General features: G+C 73.9%; 15 protein-coding genes. 3 read left to right on the top strand and 12 right to left on the bottom strand.

Features of this window, described 5'->3' with window-relative positions; all coding sequences use genetic code 11:
• Positions 1-255: 255 nt before the first annotated feature.
• The 3 genes from ACZ518_RS24210 to ACZ518_RS24220 are packed head-to-tail and all read right to left on the bottom strand — an operon-like array spanning position 256 to position 3,028.
• Positions 256-753 (bottom strand): GNAT family N-acetyltransferase, encoded by a 498-nt coding sequence (locus ACZ518_RS24210; RefSeq protein ID WP_469115079.1) that lies wholly within the window; start codon positions 751-753, stop codon positions 256-258.
• Positions 750-1,520 carry an N-acetyltransferase gene (locus ACZ518_RS24215; RefSeq protein WP_469115080.1) on the bottom strand — a complete coding sequence of 257 codons (771 nt, stop codon included), beginning with the start codon at positions 1,518-1,520 and terminating at the stop codon, positions 750-752. Before ACZ518_RS24215 ends, ACZ518_RS24210 begins: the two co-directional genes overlap by 4 nt.
• A 41-nt stretch (positions 1,521-1,561) precedes the next feature.
• Positions 1,562-3,028, bottom strand: a complete 1,467-nt coding sequence (locus ACZ518_RS24220; protein ID WP_469115081.1) for an aminotransferase-like domain-containing protein — start codon at positions 3,026-3,028, stop codon at positions 1,562-1,564.
• Between ACZ518_RS24220 and ACZ518_RS24225 the strand changes: the two genes are divergently transcribed.
• Positions 3,027-3,947, top strand: a complete 921-nt coding sequence (locus ACZ518_RS24225) for a DMT family transporter (protein ID WP_469115082.1) — start codon at positions 3,027-3,029, stop codon at positions 3,945-3,947. The two genes, ACZ518_RS24220 and ACZ518_RS24225, sit on opposite strands and share 2 nt — an antisense overlap.
• A gap of 59 nt (positions 3,948-4,006) precedes the next feature.
• Positions 4,007-4,222, top strand: a complete 216-nt coding sequence (locus ACZ518_RS24230) for a DUF1918 domain-containing protein (protein ID WP_007263133.1) — start codon at positions 4,007-4,009, stop codon at positions 4,220-4,222.
• Position 4,223: 1 nt separating this feature from the next.
• On the opposite strand, the gene ACZ518_RS24235 is transcribed toward ACZ518_RS24230, so the two are convergent.
• Positions 4,224-5,513: a glycoside hydrolase family 10-like protein gene (locus ACZ518_RS24235; protein WP_469115083.1), complete on the bottom strand. Its 1,290-nt coding sequence runs from the start codon at positions 5,511-5,513 to the stop codon at positions 4,224-4,226.
• A 153-nt stretch (positions 5,514-5,666) separates the two neighbouring features.
• Between ACZ518_RS24235 and ACZ518_RS24240 the strand changes: the two genes are divergently transcribed.
• Positions 5,667-6,569 (top strand): 3-hydroxybutyryl-CoA dehydrogenase, encoded by a 903-nt coding sequence (locus ACZ518_RS24240; RefSeq protein ID WP_469115084.1) that lies wholly within the window; start codon positions 5,667-5,669, stop codon positions 6,567-6,569.
• Positions 6,570-6,580: 11 nt separating this feature from the next.
• On the opposite strand, the gene ACZ518_RS24245 is transcribed toward ACZ518_RS24240, so the two are convergent.
• The 8 genes from ACZ518_RS24245 to rpmI all read right to left on the bottom strand — a co-directional run bounded on the left by ACZ518_RS24245 (position 6,581) and on the right by rpmI (position 16,139).
• The gene (locus tag ACZ518_RS24245; RefSeq protein WP_469115085.1) at positions 6,581-7,117 is read right to left on the bottom strand and encodes an NUDIX hydrolase; all 537 of its coding nucleotides are present in this window, start codon (positions 7,115-7,117) and stop codon (positions 6,581-6,583) included.
• A gap of 53 nt (positions 7,118-7,170) precedes the next feature.
• The gene (locus ACZ518_RS24250; RefSeq protein ID WP_469115086.1) at positions 7,171-8,508 is read right to left on the bottom strand and encodes a tetratricopeptide repeat protein; all 1,338 of its coding nucleotides are present in this window, start codon (positions 8,506-8,508) and stop codon (positions 7,171-7,173) included.
• A 772-nt stretch (positions 8,509-9,280) separates the two neighbouring features.
• Positions 9,281-11,809, bottom strand: a complete 2,529-nt coding sequence (pheT, locus tag ACZ518_RS24255; protein ID WP_469115087.1) for a phenylalanine--tRNA ligase subunit beta — start codon at positions 11,807-11,809, stop codon at positions 9,281-9,283.
• On the bottom strand, positions 11,809-12,936 hold the full coding sequence (gene pheS / locus ACZ518_RS24260) for a phenylalanine--tRNA ligase subunit alpha (protein ID WP_125600644.1): 1,128 nt from the start codon (positions 12,934-12,936) through the stop codon (positions 11,809-11,811). Before pheS ends, pheT begins: the two co-directional genes overlap by 1 nt.
• 162 nt (positions 12,937-13,098) lie before the next feature.
• A complete protein-coding gene (locus ACZ518_RS24265) occupies positions 13,099-14,376 on the bottom strand; it encodes a sensor histidine kinase (protein ID WP_469115088.1) in 1,278 nt (425 codons plus the stop codon).
• Between the two features lie 55 nt (positions 14,377-14,431).
• A complete protein-coding gene (locus ACZ518_RS24270; RefSeq protein ID WP_469115142.1) occupies positions 14,432-15,286 on the bottom strand; it encodes a TrmH family RNA methyltransferase in 855 nt (284 codons plus the stop codon).
• A 170-nt stretch (positions 15,287-15,456) separates the two neighbouring features.
• Positions 15,457-15,843, bottom strand: coding sequence for a 50S ribosomal protein L20 (rplT, locus tag ACZ518_RS24275; RefSeq protein ID WP_007263143.1), 387 nt, complete (start codon positions 15,841-15,843; stop codon positions 15,457-15,459).
• A gap of 101 nt (positions 15,844-15,944) precedes the next feature.
• Positions 15,945-16,139, bottom strand: coding sequence for a 50S ribosomal protein L35 (gene rpmI, locus ACZ518_RS24280; RefSeq protein ID WP_007263144.1), 195 nt, complete (start codon positions 16,137-16,139; stop codon positions 15,945-15,947).
• Between the last annotated feature and the right edge of the window lie 55 nt (positions 16,140-16,194).

Raw genomic sequence — 16,194 nt, forward strand, 5'->3', positions numbered from 1 at the left:
ATGCAGTTTTATGCAAAGGTCCGGTGTCCGCGGGACGGTGCCGACTCCCGTGCGGGTTCCGGCCGCCGCCGTCGGCCGGGCGGATCGAGGCGGGCTTCTCGATTCCATGCTCACGCCCCGGACCAGGGGTGTCGACCGGGCAGACAGGCCGGATACGCCCCGACCCCGACACGGGCCTCGACGACCGTCAGGGCTGCATCGCCGGGGTCGCGCTCGCCCTCACGACCGAGCGCCGCTAGCCCTGGCGGGTACCGCTCAGCACTCCCGCTCGTACTCGACCTGTTCGAGCGGGCGGCCGTCACCGAAGTCCGTTTCCCGTACCGCCCCGGTCCCGGCGAAGCCGCACTTGGCGTAGAAGCGGCGGGACCTCGGGGTGTCCCGCAGCGTCCACAGGTGGGCGCGGGCGAAGCCGTCCGCGCGCAGCCGGGCCAGCGTCGCGTCCATCAGCACGGCGGCGACGCCGGTGCCCCAGCCGTCGGGGTGGGCGTAGAAGCTGAGGATCTCGGCGAGGCCCGGCCGGGTCCCGGACGGGGAGGACCAGGACATGGCCAGGGGGCGGCCGCCCGCCTCGGCCAGCAGCAGCGTCCTCGGGTCCTCGGCGAGCCGCGCGTGCCAGCGGGCGCGTCGGCTGCGGACGCCCTCGGCGGCGAACTCCGGCGCGAAGAAGGGGGCGTACGCGGCCTCCCAGGCGACGGCGTGGATCTCGCCGAGGGCGTCGCCGTCGCCCGGGCCGGCGGCCCGGACGGCGATCATCCGGACACCGCCCCGTCGGCGCCGAGCGCGTGGCGCACCCAGACGTTCGGCTCCACGTAGACCGCGCGGTCGTGCTCCGGGTCGCAGTGGACGGTGCTGAGCGCCCCGGGCACCCGGACCGGGCCCGGGGTGTCGAAGGGCAGTCCGGTCCACCCGCGCCACTGGTCGAGGGTGCCGCTGATGGTCATCGACACCGGGGCCACCGAGTCGATGACCGCCCCCGCACGGACGTGGACCCGCAGCCACGGGTCGTACGGCAGTCCGTCCTCGCGGGTGCGGTACGCGTACTCCGCCATGGGGGTCTCGGGCTCGGCGGGCTTCGCGCTCGGCCGGACCGGGGCCACGACCTCGGTGAACCCGGCGGCGCGGGCACCCTCGCGCATGGCGGTGAGCATCCGGCCGGAGAGGCCCTCGCCCTGCCGGCCGCGGGCGATCGAGATCTCCAGGGCGGTGACGGTGTCCGGCCGGACGCCCCGCCGCTGGTCGGAGAAGGCCCACATCAGGACCCGGTCCCAGCCCTGCCCGGGCAGGACCCCGCCGCGCTCGGGGGTGTGCAGCGCGAAGGGGACGCTGAAGGCCCGGGCCACCACCTCGTCGCCGTCGGTGGCGATGAAGACGTACTCGGGGAACTCGGCCACCAGGCGCGGGTACAGCAGCCAGGCGATCGGGTCGTTCTGGGCGAACTCGGGCCAGGAGTCCTCCATGTCCCAGAGCCGGGGGGCCAGTTCGGGTCGGACGGCCAGGGAGGTGATCACGATCTCGGTCATGCCCGCAGGCTAGAGCGGTTCCACCACCCCCTCAACGAGGTTTACGCGCCCCCGCCCGCCCTGCCGAGCAGCCCCTCGGGCAGCCCGCCCCGCAGCCGCTGCACCGCCTCCACCAGCTCCCCCGGCCCGGACACCCCCGCGAAGCTCAACCGGACGTGCGCGGCGGGCGGTTCGGCGCAGAAGTACGGGCGGCCCGGCGTGACCGCGACTCCGGCGCGCAGGGCGGCCGCCGCGAACCCGGCGTCGTCGCCGTCGCCGCCGGGGCGCACCCAGAGCTGGAAGCCGCCCGAGGGCAGGTGGGTCAGCTCGGCGCCGGGCAGCTCCCGCCGCAGGGCGCCGGCGAGGACCTCGCGCCGGTGGCGCAGCTCGGCGGCGACGGCCCGCAGGTGGCGCGGCCAGGCGGGGGCTCCGACGAGTTCGAGCGCGGCCTCCTGGAGGGGCCGGGGGACGAAGAAGCTGTCGACGACCTGGATGGCCCGCAGCCGGTCCAGGACGGGGCCCCGGGCGGCGAGCGCGCCGACCCGCAGGCTGGGCGAGGTGGCCTTGGTCAGGGACCGGACGTGGACCACGACCCCGTCGGAGTCCTGGGCGGCGAGCGTCGGGGGCAGCGGGCCGGCGTCCTCGTGGGCCAGGTTGCGCGCGTAGTCGTCCTCGACCACGAAGGCGCCGGCGGCCCGCGCGATGCGCAGCACCTCGGTGCGCCGTGCGGCGGACAGCACGGCGCCGGTCGGGTTCTGGAACAGCGGCTGGCATACGAAGACCCGCGCGCCGGTGGCTTCGAAGGCGGCGGCCAGCAGCTCCGGCCGGACCCCTTCGGCGTCCACCGGGACGGGTACGGGCCGGCAGCCGGAGGCGCGGGCGATGGCCAGCAGCCCGGGGTAGGTGGGCGATTCGACCAGGATCGGCGCGCCGGGCGGGGCCAGCGCCCGTACGGCGGTGGTCAGCGCGCTCTGCCCGCCGGCCGTGATCAGCACGTCGGCGGCGCCGACCGACCCGACGGCGCCGCCGATCTCGCGGGCGAACCAGTCGCGCAGCTCGGGCAGTCCCTCCATGGGCGGCCGCCCCCACGCCCCGGGCCTGCGTCCGGCGCGGGCCAGGGCCGCCGCCATGGCCCGCTCGGGCTGGAGCGAGGGGTGCAGGTAGCCGCCGTTGAGCTCGATGACCCCGGCGGGCGGCACGGCGAGGGAGTTCGCGACCCCGCTGGCGTCCACGGAGCGCGGGACGATCTCCCCGGCGCCTTCGGCGCTGAGGGCGACCTCCTGCCAGGAGGTGTCCCCGGGCGCGGGGCCGCTCGTACGCGGACGGGCCCGGAAGGCCCCGGCGCCGGGCCGCGTGACGACGAGTCCCTCGGCGGCGAGCTGCGCGAGGGCCCGGGAGACGGTGACGGGGCTGACCCGGTAGCGCTCGACCATGGCCCGACTGGACGGGAGCTTTCCACCAACCGGGTAGCGGTCGAGCTCCGACCGCAGGGATTCTGCCAGCTCGGCCACACTGCTACGCTCATACATGACAGCACAGAATAGCGCTACTCGCCCGACGTCGATAGCGGTGCAGGTGGGGGCCAGCCGGACCGCAGCACGCAGCGGTACCGCCCTCGCCATGCTCGGGGTGGTCACCTTCTCGCTGACCTTCCCCGCCACCGCCTGGGGCCTGGAGAGCTTCGGCCCCTGGTCCCTCGTCGCGCTGCGGAGCGTCCTGGCCGCCGCCGTCGCGGGCGCCTTCCTGCTGGCCGGGCGGGTGCCGCTGCCAGCCCGGGAGCACTGGGCCGGGCTCGCCGTGGTGGCGGGTGGCGTGGTGGTGGGCTTCCCGCTGCTGACCACGCTGGCCCTGCGGACCTCCACCACCTCGCACGCCGCCGTCGTGGTGGGGCTGCTGCCGCTGACCACTGCCGCGCTCTCCGCGCTGCGTACGGGCAACCGCCCGTCCAACCGCTTCTGGGTCGCGGCCGTCGCCGGGGCCGTGGTGATCCTGGTCTTCACCCTGGCCCAGAGCGGCGGCGCCCCCTCCGCCGGTGACGCCTACCTGTTCGGGGCCCTGCTGGTGTGCGCGGCGGGCTACACCGAGGGCGGGCGGCTGGCCCGCTCGCTGCCCGGCTGGCAGGTGATCGGCTGGGCGCTGGTGCTGTGCCTGCCGTTGAGCCTGACGGGCGCGGCGTTCGCGCTGGCGTCCGAGCCGGTGCACCTGACCTGGCACGGGGTGACCGGTCTGGTGTGGGTGGCGGCGGGCTCGAACTTCTTCGGGCTCTACGTCTGGTACCGGGGCATGGCCGAGATCGGCACCGCGCGCGCCAGCCAGCTCCAGCTCGCCCAGCCGCTGCTGACCCTGGTGTGGTCGGTGGCACTGCTCGGCGAGCACCTCTCACCGGCCACCCCCCTGGCCGCCTGCGCGGTCCTGGTCTGCATCACCGTGACTCAACGGGTCAAATAACCTCGGATCGGCCTAAACTACTGGCACCGGATCGGACCGGCTCCGAGGGAGGTCAGCAGATGCGCGCGACCGAGGGCGACCAGCTGGTGCAACACGGCAGGATCGTGGGCCAGCACGACAGGGTGGGCGAGATCGTCGAGGTCCTGGGCGAGAACGGCGCCCCCCCGTACCGGGTCCACTTCCCGGACGGGCACGACGCCGTCATGTCCCCCGGCCCCGACTGCGTCGTACGCCACCCGGACAAGCCCGAGGGCAAGTCCCCCACCTGGCGCTGAGTCAGCGCGGCGGCACGGCCGTCGGGTAGTGGTCGGCGACGACCCTGGCCAGCGCTCCATTGGGGTCCGCGACCACGTACTTCCCCGAGAAGTAGGAGTGGCCGCGGACCTCGGCGTAACGGCGGGCGAGGGTCAGGTGCCGGGACAGCTCGGCGGGATCCCGCCAGGCGGCCGTGGAGCTGTCCGCGTCGCAGCGGTACAGCGCCTCGCCCACGTACAGGTCCACCCCGGTGCCGGCCACCGTCTTCGCCCACCAGCGCACGACCTCGGCGTAGTCGGCCGCCGCGTACCCGATGTGCCAGTACGCCTGCGGTGCGACGTAGTCGACCCAGCCCCGCAGCACCCACTTGCGGGTGTCCGCGTAGAGGTCGTCGTACGTCTGCAGCGCCCGGGTGGCCGAGCCGAGCCGGTCGGTGCCCCGGTTGCGCCACACCGCGAAGGGGCTGATGCCGAAGCGCACCCCCGGATGGGCGGAGCGCAGCCGCTGCGACATCTCCTGGACGAGGGTGTCGGTGTTGTGGCGGCGCCAGGCGGCGCGGGAGGTGAAGGAGCCGCCGTGCTCCGCGAAGGCGTCGTCGTCGTCGAAGTACTCCCCGGCGACCGGGTACGGGTAGAAGTAGTCGTCCCAGTGCACCGCGTCGACGGGGTAGCGGGAGACGGCGTCGAGCATCGCCTCCTGGACGAAGGACCGCACTTCGGGCAGCCCCGGGTTGTAGTACAGCTTGCCGCCGTAGGCGACGGTCCAGCCGCGGTTGCGGCGCGCCGGGTGCGAGGCCGCGAGCCGGGAGGGGTCGGTGTGGTTGGCCACCCGGTACGGGTTGAACCAGGCGTGCAGCTCCAGCCCGCGCGCGTGCGCCTCGCTGACGGCCGTGCCCAGCGGGTCCCAGCCCGGGTCCTTGCCCTGCGTACCGGTCAGCCACTGCGACCAGGGCTCGCGCGTCGAGGGCCAGAACGCGTCGGCGGCCGGGCGGACCTGGAGGATGACCGTGTTGAGCCGGCGCGCCACCGCCGTGTCGAGGAGCTTGATCAGCTCCGCGCGCTGCTCCCGGGCGGACAGCCCGCTGCCGGAGGGCCAGTCGACGTTCTGTACGGTCGCGATCCACATCCCCCTGAACTCCGCCGCCCCCGCCCGGCCGCCGGCGGCGGTCCGCGCCGGGAGCGCCCCTGGTGGCCCGGCCGCGTCCCGTACCCCGGCTGCCGCCCCGGGCTCCGCCGCCGCGGGGCCCGCGGCCGTCGCGGCCAGCACTCCCGCCGCCCCCGCCAGCAGTCCCCGCCGTCCGATGCGCGTCATGTGACGACTCCGTTCCTCTCCGTGACAATGCTCTGCGTGGCACAGCATGCCCCGCCCCGGCCCGCCGACGGGGGCAACGCGGGAGTAACGTCGGGGGGCGTGGCGGGCGCCGGGATGCAGTTACCACTGCCGAACACGGGGGACCCGCGATGGATGAGCAGCGAAAGGCACGATGTGACGGACCTCTCTACCCTCCCGACCGACATCACCAGGGTCGGCGTGGTGGGCTGTGGCCAGATGGGCGCGGGCATCGCGGAGGTGTGCGCCCGCAGCGGTCTTGAGGTGAAGGTCGCCGAGACCACCGGGGAGGCCCTGGAGATCGGGCGCACCCGGCTGCACAACTCGCTGACCAAGGCCGCCGAACGCGGCAAGATCAGCGAGGAGGAGCGGGACGCCACCCTGGCCCGGCTCTCCTTCACCACCGACCTCGGCGAGTTCGCCGACCGCGACCTCGTCATCGAGGCCGTCGTCGAGAACGAGCAGGTCAAGACGGAGATCTTCCAGGTCCTGGACCAGGTGATCACCCGCCCGGACGCGATCCTCGCCTCCAACACCTCCTCGATCCCGCTGGTCAAGCTGGCCGTCGCGACCTCGCGGCCCGACCAGGTCATCGGCATCCACTTCTTCAACCCGGCGCCCGTGCAGCGGCTCGTCGAGCTGATCCCGGCGCTGACGACGAGCGAGGAGACCGTCAAGCGGTCCGAGGCCCTGGTGCGGGACGTGCTGAAGAAGCACGCCGTCCGCGCCCAGGACCGGTCCGGCTTCGTCGTCAACGCCCTGCTGGTGCCGTACCTGCTGTCCGCGATCCGGATGTTCGAGTCGGGCATCGCGAGCCGCGAGGACATCGACAACGGCATGGAGCTGGGCTGCGCCCACCCGATGGGCCCGCTCAAGCTGTCCGACCTGATCGGCCTGGACACCATCGTCTCGATCGCCGATTCGATGTACGCCGAGTACAAGGAGCCGCTGTACGCCGCTCCCCCGCTGCTCCAGCGCATGGTGGACGCGGGCCGCCTGGGCCGCAAGACGGGCTCGGGCTTCTACCCGTACGGCTGAACGGACACCCCCTAGGGGCGGCCCAGCCTCAGGTGGTGCAGGAGGAGGAGCCCGGCCGCCATGTTGGCGGCCGGGATCTCCCCGCGCGCGATCATGTCCGGGACCAGCTTCAGCGGGACCCACTCCCGGCGCGAGGACTCGAAGGCGTCCTCCGGTTCACCGACGTACGCGGCCCCGTCCGCCCAGTAGAGGTGGTGGCGGGCGTCGGTCAGCCCGTTGGAGGGCTCCACGGTCATCAGGTGGTGGAGCGGGCCGGGCCGCCAGCCCGACTCCTCCTCCATCTCCCGTGCGGCCGCCGCCTCGACCGACTCCCCGTCCTCGACCACCCCGGCGGGCAGCTCCCAGCCCCAGCTGTCGGTGATGAACCGGTGCCGCCACAGCAGCAGCACCTCGTCGGCCTCGTTGACGGCCGTGGCGACGGCGACCGGCCGCAGCCGGATGACGAAGTGGTCCAGGTGCCGGCCGTCGGGGAGTTCCACGTCCGCGAGGTTCACATCGAACCAGCGGTTCTTGTACACGGTCTGCTCACTCAGGTTCGTCCACTGCACGGTAATGCCACCTTCCGCATCCGTTGGTGGCAACATGGCAGCAGCAGAGGCCCTCACAGGGGAACGCGCAGCGCCCCGTCGATCAGGTACGCGGTCTCCTCCGCGCCCGCGCACCCGCTGCTCAGCAACTGCTCCCGGACGGCCCGCAACCGGTCCCTCAGACGCAGCGACTCCATCCCCTTGGCCCGCTCGGCCATTTCGGCCGCCGAGGCCACCGCCCGGTCGGCCTCCCCCTGCCGCAGCTGGATCTCGCACAGCATCGCGAGGCGGTGCACCCGCCCCCTGTCGTGCGCCGGGGTCCCCACCGCCTCCGCCGCCTGCTCGTGCGCCCCGGCGAGGTCCCCCAGGCTCAACAGGGCCTCCGCCACCTGTACGTTGACCAGCCCGGGCTGTACGTAGCCGGTCTCGGCGGGCTCGGTGCCCGGCCTGATCCGCTCGGCGGCCGCCTCGGCCCGCCGGATGCACGCCAACGCGGCCGCCGTGTCCCCGAGTTGCGCGTAGGCCTTGGCCTGCATCGCGTACAGGTCGGCCCCCAGCGCCGGGGTGGTGTCCGGTCCGGCGGCACGCAGAGCGGCCTCGGCGAAGGCCACGGCCTGGCGGTACTCCTTCAGGTGCAGCGACTGGTTGACGAGCAGGGCGATCACGTACGCCCCGAGCCCCCGGTCCCCGCTGGCCTTGGCGAGCCGCAGCGCCTGGTGGAAGTAGCGCTGGGCCAGGCCGTGGGCGTCGGAGTCGTACGCGCAGATCCCCGCGACCGCCACCAGGGACCCGGTGGCCCGGTGCAGCGGGCGGCCGACCTCGTCGGAGTAGGTCCCGCGCAGCATCGGGGCGGTCTCGGTGCCGAGGAAGCGCACGATCCGGGCCCGGGTGGCCATCCCGCCCGCCCGGCGGTACATCAGCTCGTAGTGCACCCGGGCGGCCCGCAGGACCTCGATGTGCTCGGGCCCGATCCGGTGCCGCCCCACCCGGGACACGTCGGCGTCCTCGGGCGGGTTCTCCCACTCCCACACCGGTATCACGGCCGGGGTGCCGGTGAGGGCCTGCGCCGTGAGCTGCGCGGGCCGGCCCAGCTCGTCGGAGCGCCACAGGGCGGTGGCGCGGTCGACGAAGCCGCTGAGCCGGGTGCCGTGCGGGCTCTGCCGGCCGGGGATCCCGAGCCCGATGTCGTCGAGCCCGACGGGCCGTTGCAGCCGCCCGCCCAGCACCTCGCAGATCAGGTCGGGCACCTGGCCCCGGGGGCGCTGCCCCTTCAGCCAGCGGGAGACCGCGGTGTGTTCGTAGCGCAGCGCGAGTCCGCGGGACCGGCCCGCCTGGTTGACATGCGCGGCGAGTCCGGCGTGGGACATTCCCGCCTCGGCGAGGAGGGCGTCGAGCAGTGCATTGGGCTGCATGGGCCCCTCCAAGGGCTCGTCCGGTTCAGGCTAGTGGCTGAGCCGGGCGGGCGGGGGCGTTCCGCCTTTCCTTCACACGGGGTGTGAACCGAGTGCGCGCATAAATGCGTTCCGCACCCTGCCGCTCGGGGGGCCGGGGGCGGTTCACTTAAGAGCCTCGCCAAGGAGGCCGCCCGGTCGTCGGCTCCCCCTCGTACAGTGCGACGACCCGGCACCGCGCCGCCCGCCCCTGCTGTCTGCCCGACACTCCATGGCGGGCGCGGGCGGCGCACCACGGCTCCGCCGCGGTCCGGTTGGTCGCCGGACCCCGCCGGGGCCGGGCCGGTTCCGTACCGGGTCCGTCCACCGGCCCGGTACGGAGCGGCTCCGCCGGTGACACGGATCCGCCCGGGCCGTTCCACTCCCCCCGGGCCGGGCGGGTCCGCACCGGTCGTGCGCGGCCGGCACGGCACCCTGGGGGCGGCGTCGGCGGTGGGGCCGCCCTCCCGGTGCCGTGCACGGCGCGCACGCCCGCAGCCAGCCGCGCGGGTGTGCCCGTGCGCGGGTGCACCGCTGCGCGGAGCGGTCCCCTACCCGCCCTTCCACCGTCCCCAGGTGCTCCGCCCCTGACCCCGATACCGCGCGCTCCGCGCCCGGTGCGCTCGATCGCCGCTCGGGCTGGAATCCGCGCAGCGAATTGCCGGCCGCGCCGGCGAGTCCGGAGTACCACCCGAACGGGTGAGGGGCGCGCCCGGTGATCCGGACGCGCCCCTCGGCGGGAGCTACGGCGGCGTCACGCGCCCCGCAGCACCGCCCCGGTCCGCTCGCCGGCCAGCGCCACCGCGGCATCGCGCGCGGCCGTGGACTCCTCGGCGGTCAGCGTCCGGTCGGCCGCGCGGAAGCGCAGCGCGTACGCGAGGGACTTCTTGCCCTCGCCGACCTGCTCACCGGTGAACACGTCGAACAGCCGCAGCGACTCCAGCAGTTCGCCGGCACCCTTGCGCAGCGCGTCCTCCACCGCCGAGGCGGGGACGGAGGCGTCCACGATCAGCGCGACGTCCTGGGTCGCCACCGGGAAGGTGGAGATCCGGGGCGCCTGCACGGCCTCGCCGCCGGCCGCCGCGAGGCGGTCCAGGTCGAGCTCCATGGCGCTGGTGCGGGCGGGCAGGCCCATGGCCTTGACCACGCGCGGGTGCAGCTCGCCGGCGTGGCCGATGACCTGCTCGACACCGTCGACGGTGACGACCAGCTCGGCGCAGCGGCCCGGGTGCCAGGGGCCGTACTGGCCCTGGCGGACGACCAGCTCGGCACCGGCCTCGACGGCCAGCGCGCGGGCGGCCTGGACGGCGTCCGCCCAGTCGGCCGGACGGCCCTTGCCCCACCAGCCGGCCTGCTCGCGGGCGCCGGCCAGCACGACCGCGGCGTACCGCGGCTGCGCGGGCAGGGCCGCGTCGAGGGTGGCGACCTCCTCGTCCGTGGGACGCCGGTCGACGGGCAGGCGTACGGCGACGCCCGCCTCGGCGGCGGCACGGAAGACCGAGCCGGTCTCGAAGAGCGCGAGGTCGTGGCTGCCCCGGCTGTCGTTGCGGCGCAGCGCGCCCAGCAGGCCCGGCAGCAGCGTGGTGCGCAGCGCCGGCTCCTCGTCGGACAGCGGGTTGACCAGCTTGACGACCTGGCGGCTCGCGTCGTGCGCGGGCAGCTGCAGCTGGTCGAAGACGGCCTCGCCGATGAACGGGTAGCTCAGCGCCTCGACGTAGCCGGCGCCGGCCAGGGCGCGGCCGACCCGGCGGTGCAGCTGCTGGCGCGCGGTCAGGCCGCGGCCGGAGGGCACCTGCGGGAGGGTGGACGGGAGGTTCCCGTAGCCCTCCAGCCGGATGACCTCCTCGGCGAGGTCGTTGGGCTCGGCGAGGTCGGGCCGCCACGAGGGGACGGTGACGACGAGCTCGTCCTGTCCGTAGACGTCGCAGCCGATCTCCTGGAGGCGGCGCACGACGGTCTCGCGGCCGTACTCCATGCCCGCGACCCGGTCCGGGTGGTCCGCGCTCATCGCGATGGTGCGCGGGGCGCCCGGGGCGGTGAGCTCGGTGACGCCGGCCTCGGCGGTGCCGCCAGCGAGCAGCACGAGGAGGTCGACGGTCCGCTGCGCTGCCGCCGCGGCGGCCTGCGGGTCGACGCCCCGCTCGAAGCGCTTGGAGGCCTCGGAGGAGAGCTTCAGGCGGCGGGCGGTGCGCGAGATCGACACGGAGTCGAAGTGCGCGGCCTCGATCACGACGTCCGTGGTGCCCGTGACGGCGCCCGTCTCAGGGTCGGTGACGGAGTCGGCGATCTCGGTGTTGGCACCGCCCATGACGCCGGCGAGCCCGATCGGGCCGCTGCTGTCGGTGATCACCAGGTCCTCGGCGTCGAGCGTGCGCTTGACGCCGTCGAGGGTGGTGAACTTCTCGCCCTGCTCGGCACGGCGGACGCCGATCGCGCCGTCGAGGCGCGCGCGGTCGTAGGCGTGCAGCGGCTGGCCGAGCTCCAGCATCACGTAGTTGGTGATGTCCACGGCCAGCGAGATCGGGCGCATGCCCGCCTTCTGGAGGCGGCGCGTGAGCCAGATCGGGGACCGCGCCTCGGGGTCGAGGCCGGTCACCGTGCGGGCGGTGAAGCGGTCGCAGCCGGCCGGGTCGGAGATCTGCACGGCGTAGCCGTACGAGTTCGGCGCGGGCACGTCGAGCAGCGCCGGGTCGCGCAGCGGCAGGCCGTACGCGGTGGCGGCCTCGCGGGCCACACCGCGCATGGACATGCAGTAGCCGCGGTCCGGGGTGATGTCGATGTCGAGGACCTCGTCGACGAGCTGGAGCAGCTCGATCGCGTCGGTGCCGGGCTCGTACTCCGGCGGCAGCACGATGATGCCGTGCGTGCCGTCGTCGCCCATGCCGAGCTCGTCGCCGGAGCAGATCATGCCGTGCGAGGTCTTGCCGTACGTCTTGCGCGAGGCGATCGCGAAGTCGCCGGGCAGGACGGCGCCGGGCAGGACCACGACGACCTTGTCGCCGACGGAGAAGTTCCGGGCGCCGCAGACGATCTCCTGCGGCTCGCCGGTGCCGTTGGCGGTGCCGACGTCGACCGTGCAGAAGCGGATCGGCTTGCGGAAGCCGTCGAGCTCCTCGATGGTCAGCACCTGGCCGACGACGAGGGGGCCCTTGAGGCCGGCGCCGAGCGTCTCGACGGTCTCGACCTCGAGGCCGGCGTCGACCAGCTTGGCGGCCACGTCACGGCCGGTCTCGCCCGCGGGGAGGTCGACGTACTCCCGCAGCCAGGAAAGCGGGACGCGCATCAGATCTCACTCCCGAACGGCCGGGTGAAGCGCACGTCACCCTCGACCATGTCTCGCATGTCTTCAACGTTGTGACGGAACATCAGCATCCGCTCGATGCCGAAGCCGAAGGCGAACCCGCTGTACTTCTCCGGGTCCACACCGCAGGCGGTGAGCACCTTGGGGTTGACCATGCCGCAGCCGCCGAGCTCGATCCAGCCCTCGCTGGAGCAGGTACGGCAGGGGCGGTCGGGGTTGCCCACCGACTCGCCGCGGCAGACGTAGCACTGCATGTCCATCTCGGCGGACGGCTCGGTGAAGGGGAAGAAGTGCGGGCGCAGCCGGGTGGTGGTCTGCTCCCCGAAGAGCTCCTTGACCATGTGGTCGATGGTGCCCTTGAGGTCGGCCATGGTCAGGCCCTCGTCCACGGCGAGCAGCTCGACCTGGTGGAAGACCGGGGTGTGCGTCGCGTCGAGCTCGTCGGTGCGGTACACGCGGCCCGGGCAGACGATGTAGACGGGGGGCTTGCGCTCCAGCAGCGAGCGCGCCTGCACCGGGGAGGTGTGGGTGCGCAGCACGACGCCCGACTCGTCGCCCTCGGTGCCCTTGGGGCCCTGGACGAAGAAGGTGTCCTGCATCTGGCGCGCCGGGTGGTCGGGCGTGAAGTTGAGGGCGTCGAAGTTGAACCACTCCGCCTCGACCTCGGGGCCTTCCGCGACCTCGTAGCCCATGCCGACGAAGATGTCCGCGATGCGGTCCATCAGCGTGGTCAGGGGGTGGCGGGCGCCGGCGGGCACGCGGTCGTAGGGCAGCGTGACGTCCACCGCCTCCTCGACCAGCACCCGCTCGTCGCGCTCGGCCTCCAGCTGGACCGTGCGGGCCCCGAAGGCCTTGTTCACGGCGCCGCGGGCCTGTCCGACGCGCTTGCCCGCGTCGGCCTTGGCCTGGGGCGGCAGGGCGCCGATCTCGCGGTTGGCGAGCGCCAGGGGCGAGCGGTCGCCCATGTGCGCGGTCTTCGCCTCGCGAAGCTCGTCGAGGTCGCCGGCGGACGCGAAGGCGGCGAGCGCCTCGTCCCGCATGCGCTCGATCTCTTCCGGTTTCAGTGCCTCGACCTCGACAGGGTCGTACGACTTGTTCGGTGCCGACATCTCTTCCCGTACTTCCGATGGCTGGCTGGTGGGTCCCCGCGCGACGTGATCGAAACGCCTCGGGCTCGATCGGCACAAGGACACAAAGGTGCCAAAGGACGAGTCTAAGGGCCGCCGGGGGTGGAGGAGCCCGTGGGCCGCCCGGTGAGACTCTCCGCAGGGTTACTGGGTGAGGTAGGCCGGGGCGCTCACGGGCAGGATAAATCGGAACTCGGCGCCGCCTCCGGGGCCGCGGCCGACCGTGATGGTGCCGCCGTGTGCCTCCACGATGCCCTTGACGATGTACAGGCCCAGGCCGGTGCCGCCGCGCTTGCTCCCCCGCCAGAAGCGGGTGAAGACGCGGGCCATCGACTCCTCGGGGATCCCGGGGCCTTCGTCGGTCACGGTGACGGCTGTTCCCTTCTCGTGCGGCGCTACGTCGATGGTGACCGTTCCGTCACCGTGGCGCACCGCATTTTCGAGGAGGTTGCCGAGGATCTGGTCGATCTTGTCCGGGTCGGCCCAGCAGTCGGGCAGCGGGCTGCTGACCCGTACGAGGAACCGCTCGGGCGCCTGGCCGTTCGCGGTGAGGGCCTGGACGTGGCGGCCCACGGCCGCGGCGAGGTCGACCGGCTGGCGGCGGACCTCCAGGCGGCCGGAGTCGATGCGGGAGATGTCGAGGAGCTCGGCGATCAGCCGGGTGACGCGGTTGGCGTCGGCGTCGACGGTCTCCAGCATCAGCCGCTTCTGGTCGTCGGTGAACCGCTCCCACTTGGCGAGCAGGGTGGCGGTGAAGCCCTTCACCGAGGTCAGCGGGGAGCGCAGCTCGTGCGCGACCGTCGCGATCAGCTCGGCGTGGCTGCGTTCGGTGCGGCGCCGGGCCTCCGTGCCGCGCAGGGTGACCACGAGGCGGCTGAGGGGGCCGGTGGGGTGGCTGCGCACGTAGCGGGCGGAGACGAGCACCTCGCGGCCGCCGGGCAGCAGCAGGTTCCGCTCGGGCTGACCGCGCCGGGTGGCGAGTCCCCCGTACGGGTCGGTCAGCGCCCACCAGCGGCGGCCTTCGAGGTCCTCCAGCGGCAGCGCGCGTTCGATGCGGGCGCCGATGGCCTGGCCGGCCGGGATGGCGGTGATCCGGGAGGCGGCCCGGTTGAAGCAGACGACGTGTCCGGTGTGGTCGGCGACGACGAGCCCGTCGGGCAGTTCGTCGGGGTCGATGGCGGGCTCCGGGGCGGCCGGGCCCGGCCGGGCCGGCCCGTCCGCCGCCCGTCCCGCGGGGCCCGCCTGCGGCGGTACGAAGCCCAGGCCGTCCGGGGCCGCGGCGGCCTCCGTCGCGGGCCCCGGCCCGTCGGGTCCGGCGGCGGACGCGCCGGGGCGGTCGGCGCCCGGGTGCCCGGCGGCGTCCCCGAACCGCTCCTCGGCCGCGCCGGCGCCCACTGGCGAGCTGTTCGTACCGACGGTCATGTCCCCGTACCCCACATCTCCGGGTAGCTCAGTGGGCCCCCGGACGGCCACATTACTAGCTGGGGGTCACGGAGCGGCACCCTCCGGGCGCCCGCTGTGCACGCGCGGACGCGTAGAGGCACACGGCGGCGGCCGTCGCGAGGTTCAGGCTCTCGGCCTTGCCGTGGATCGGGACCCGCACGACGGCGTCCGCGAGCGCCCGGGTCTCCTCGGGCAGGCCCCAGGCCTCGTTGCCGAAGACCCAGGCGGAGGGCCCGCCCATGGTGCCCGCGTCCAGCTCGGCGTCCAGGTCGTCCTCCCCGGCGCCGTCGGCGGCCAGGATCCGCACTCCGGCGGCCCGCAGCCCCTCCACGGCCTGCTCCACGGGCACGCCGACGGCCACCGGGAGGTGGAAGAGGGAGCCCACGGAGGCGCGTACGGACTTCGGGTTGTACAGGTCGACGGAGGCGTCGGTCAGCACCACGGCGTCGGCGCCGGCGGCGTCCGCGCAGCGCAGCACCGTACCGGCGTTCCCGGGGTCGCGGACGTGGGCCAGGACGGCGACCAGGCGGGGCCCGGCCGCCAGGATCTGCTCGAACGGGGAGTCCAGGAAGTGGCAGACGCCCACCAGGCCCTGCGGGGTCACGGTCTGCGAGACCTCGGCGAGCACCTCGTCGGAGGCGTAGTGCACCCGGGCACCGGCCAGCAGCGCGGCCTCGACGATGTCGGCGTAGCGCTCGGCGGCCTCGACGGTGGCGAACAGTTCGATCAGGGTCGCGCCCTGGGCCCCGCGGTGCTCGACCGCCTCGCGGACGGCCTGCGGACCCTCGGCGATGAACCGGCGCTCCTTGGTGCGGAAGTTGCGCCGCGCCAGCCGCCGGGCGGCGGCCACCCGCGGGGATCGGGGGGAGATCAGCTCGTGGTGACCCAGGTCGGCCATGGTCTCTGCGGTCCCTCTCGGGGTGCGGGGCGCGCGGGGCGCGAGCGGTGCGGGCACGGGCGGTGCGGGGGCACCTCCGCCGTGCGGGGAAAACACTCGGACCCGCAGGCGATTCGCCTGCGGGTCCGGGGATGCCGACTGCTTACGCGGCCGGCCAGGCTTTAGGCAGCGGCCTTGGGCGCGTTGACGTCGGCCGGGAGGGCCTTCTGCGCGACCTCGACCAGCGCGGCGAACGCGTTGGCGTCGTTGACGGCCAGCTCCGCGAGGATCTTGCGGTCCACCTCGATGTTGGCGGCCTTCAGACCCTGGATGAGGCGGTTGTACGTCATGCCGTTCTGGCGGGCAGCGGCGTTGATGCGCTGGATCCACAGCTGACGGAAGTCGCCCTTGCGCTTCTTGCGGTCGTTGAAGTTGTAGACCAGCGAGTGGGTGACCTGCTCCTTGGCCTTGCGGTACAGGCGCGAACGCTGACCGCGGTAGCCGGAGGCCGCCTCGAGGATCGCCCGGCGCTTCTTGTGGGCGTTTACTGCCCGCTTGACGCGTGCCACTTTTTACTCCTTGTAGCGGGGCCGTGGATGTCGTCACACGGCCCGGAATTCGATGGGGTCCCGGTGCTGACGTCCCGCTCCCCCGGGGGGAGCGGAGGACATCAGATGCCGAGAAGCTTCTTGATCTTCGCGGCGTCGCCGGGAGCCATCTCCGCGTTGCCGGTCAGGCGACGGGTGATGCGGGACGACTTGTGCTCGAGCAGGTGGCGCTTGCCGGCGCGCTCGCGGAGCACCTTGCCGGAGCCGGTGACCTTGAAGCGCTTCTTGGTACCGCTGTGCGTCTTGTTCTTCGGCATGGCGCCGTTATCTCCTCGTCGGTGGCGCTCCCGCCGGTCACAGGGACCGGCCTGC

This window comes from Streptomyces sp. NPDC033966 (assembly GCF_055575955.1).

Coding starts and splice junctions, on each gene's coding strand:
- ACZ518_RS24210 (WP_469115079.1), bottom strand. CDS start 753: ATGATCGCCGTCCGGGCCGCCGGCCCGGGCGACGGCGACGCCCTCGGC.
- ACZ518_RS24215 (WP_469115080.1), bottom strand. CDS start 1,520: ATGACCGAGATCGTGATCACCTCCCTGGCCGTCCGACCCGAACTGGCC.
- ACZ518_RS24225 (WP_469115082.1), top strand. CDS start 3,027: ATGACAGCACAGAATAGCGCTACTCGCCCGACGTCGATAGCGGTGCAG.
- ACZ518_RS24220 (WP_469115081.1), bottom strand. CDS start 3,028: ATGTATGAGCGTAGCAGTGTGGCCGAGCTGGCAGAATCCCTGCGGTCG.
- ACZ518_RS24230 (WP_007263133.1), top strand. CDS start 4,007: ATGCGCGCGACCGAGGGCGACCAGCTGGTGCAACACGGCAGGATCGTG.
- ACZ518_RS24235 (WP_469115083.1), bottom strand. CDS start 5,513: ATGACGCGCATCGGACGGCGGGGACTGCTGGCGGGGGCGGCGGGAGTG.
- ACZ518_RS24240 (WP_469115084.1), top strand. CDS start 5,667: ATGAGCAGCGAAAGGCACGATGTGACGGACCTCTCTACCCTCCCGACC.
- ACZ518_RS24250 (WP_469115086.1), bottom strand. CDS start 8,508: ATGCAGCCCAATGCACTGCTCGACGCCCTCCTCGCCGAGGCGGGAATG.
- pheT (WP_469115087.1), bottom strand. CDS start 11,809: ATGCGCGTCCCGCTTTCCTGGCTGCGGGAGTACGTCGACCTCCCCGCG.
- pheS (WP_125600644.1), bottom strand. CDS start 12,936: ATGTCGGCACCGAACAAGTCGTACGACCCTGTCGAGGTCGAGGCACTG.
- ACZ518_RS24265 (WP_469115088.1), bottom strand. CDS start 14,376: ATGACCGTCGGTACGAACAGCTCGCCAGTGGGCGCCGGCGCGGCCGAG.
- rpmI (WP_007263144.1), bottom strand. CDS start 16,139: ATGCCGAAGAACAAGACGCACAGCGGTACCAAGAAGCGCTTCAAGGTC.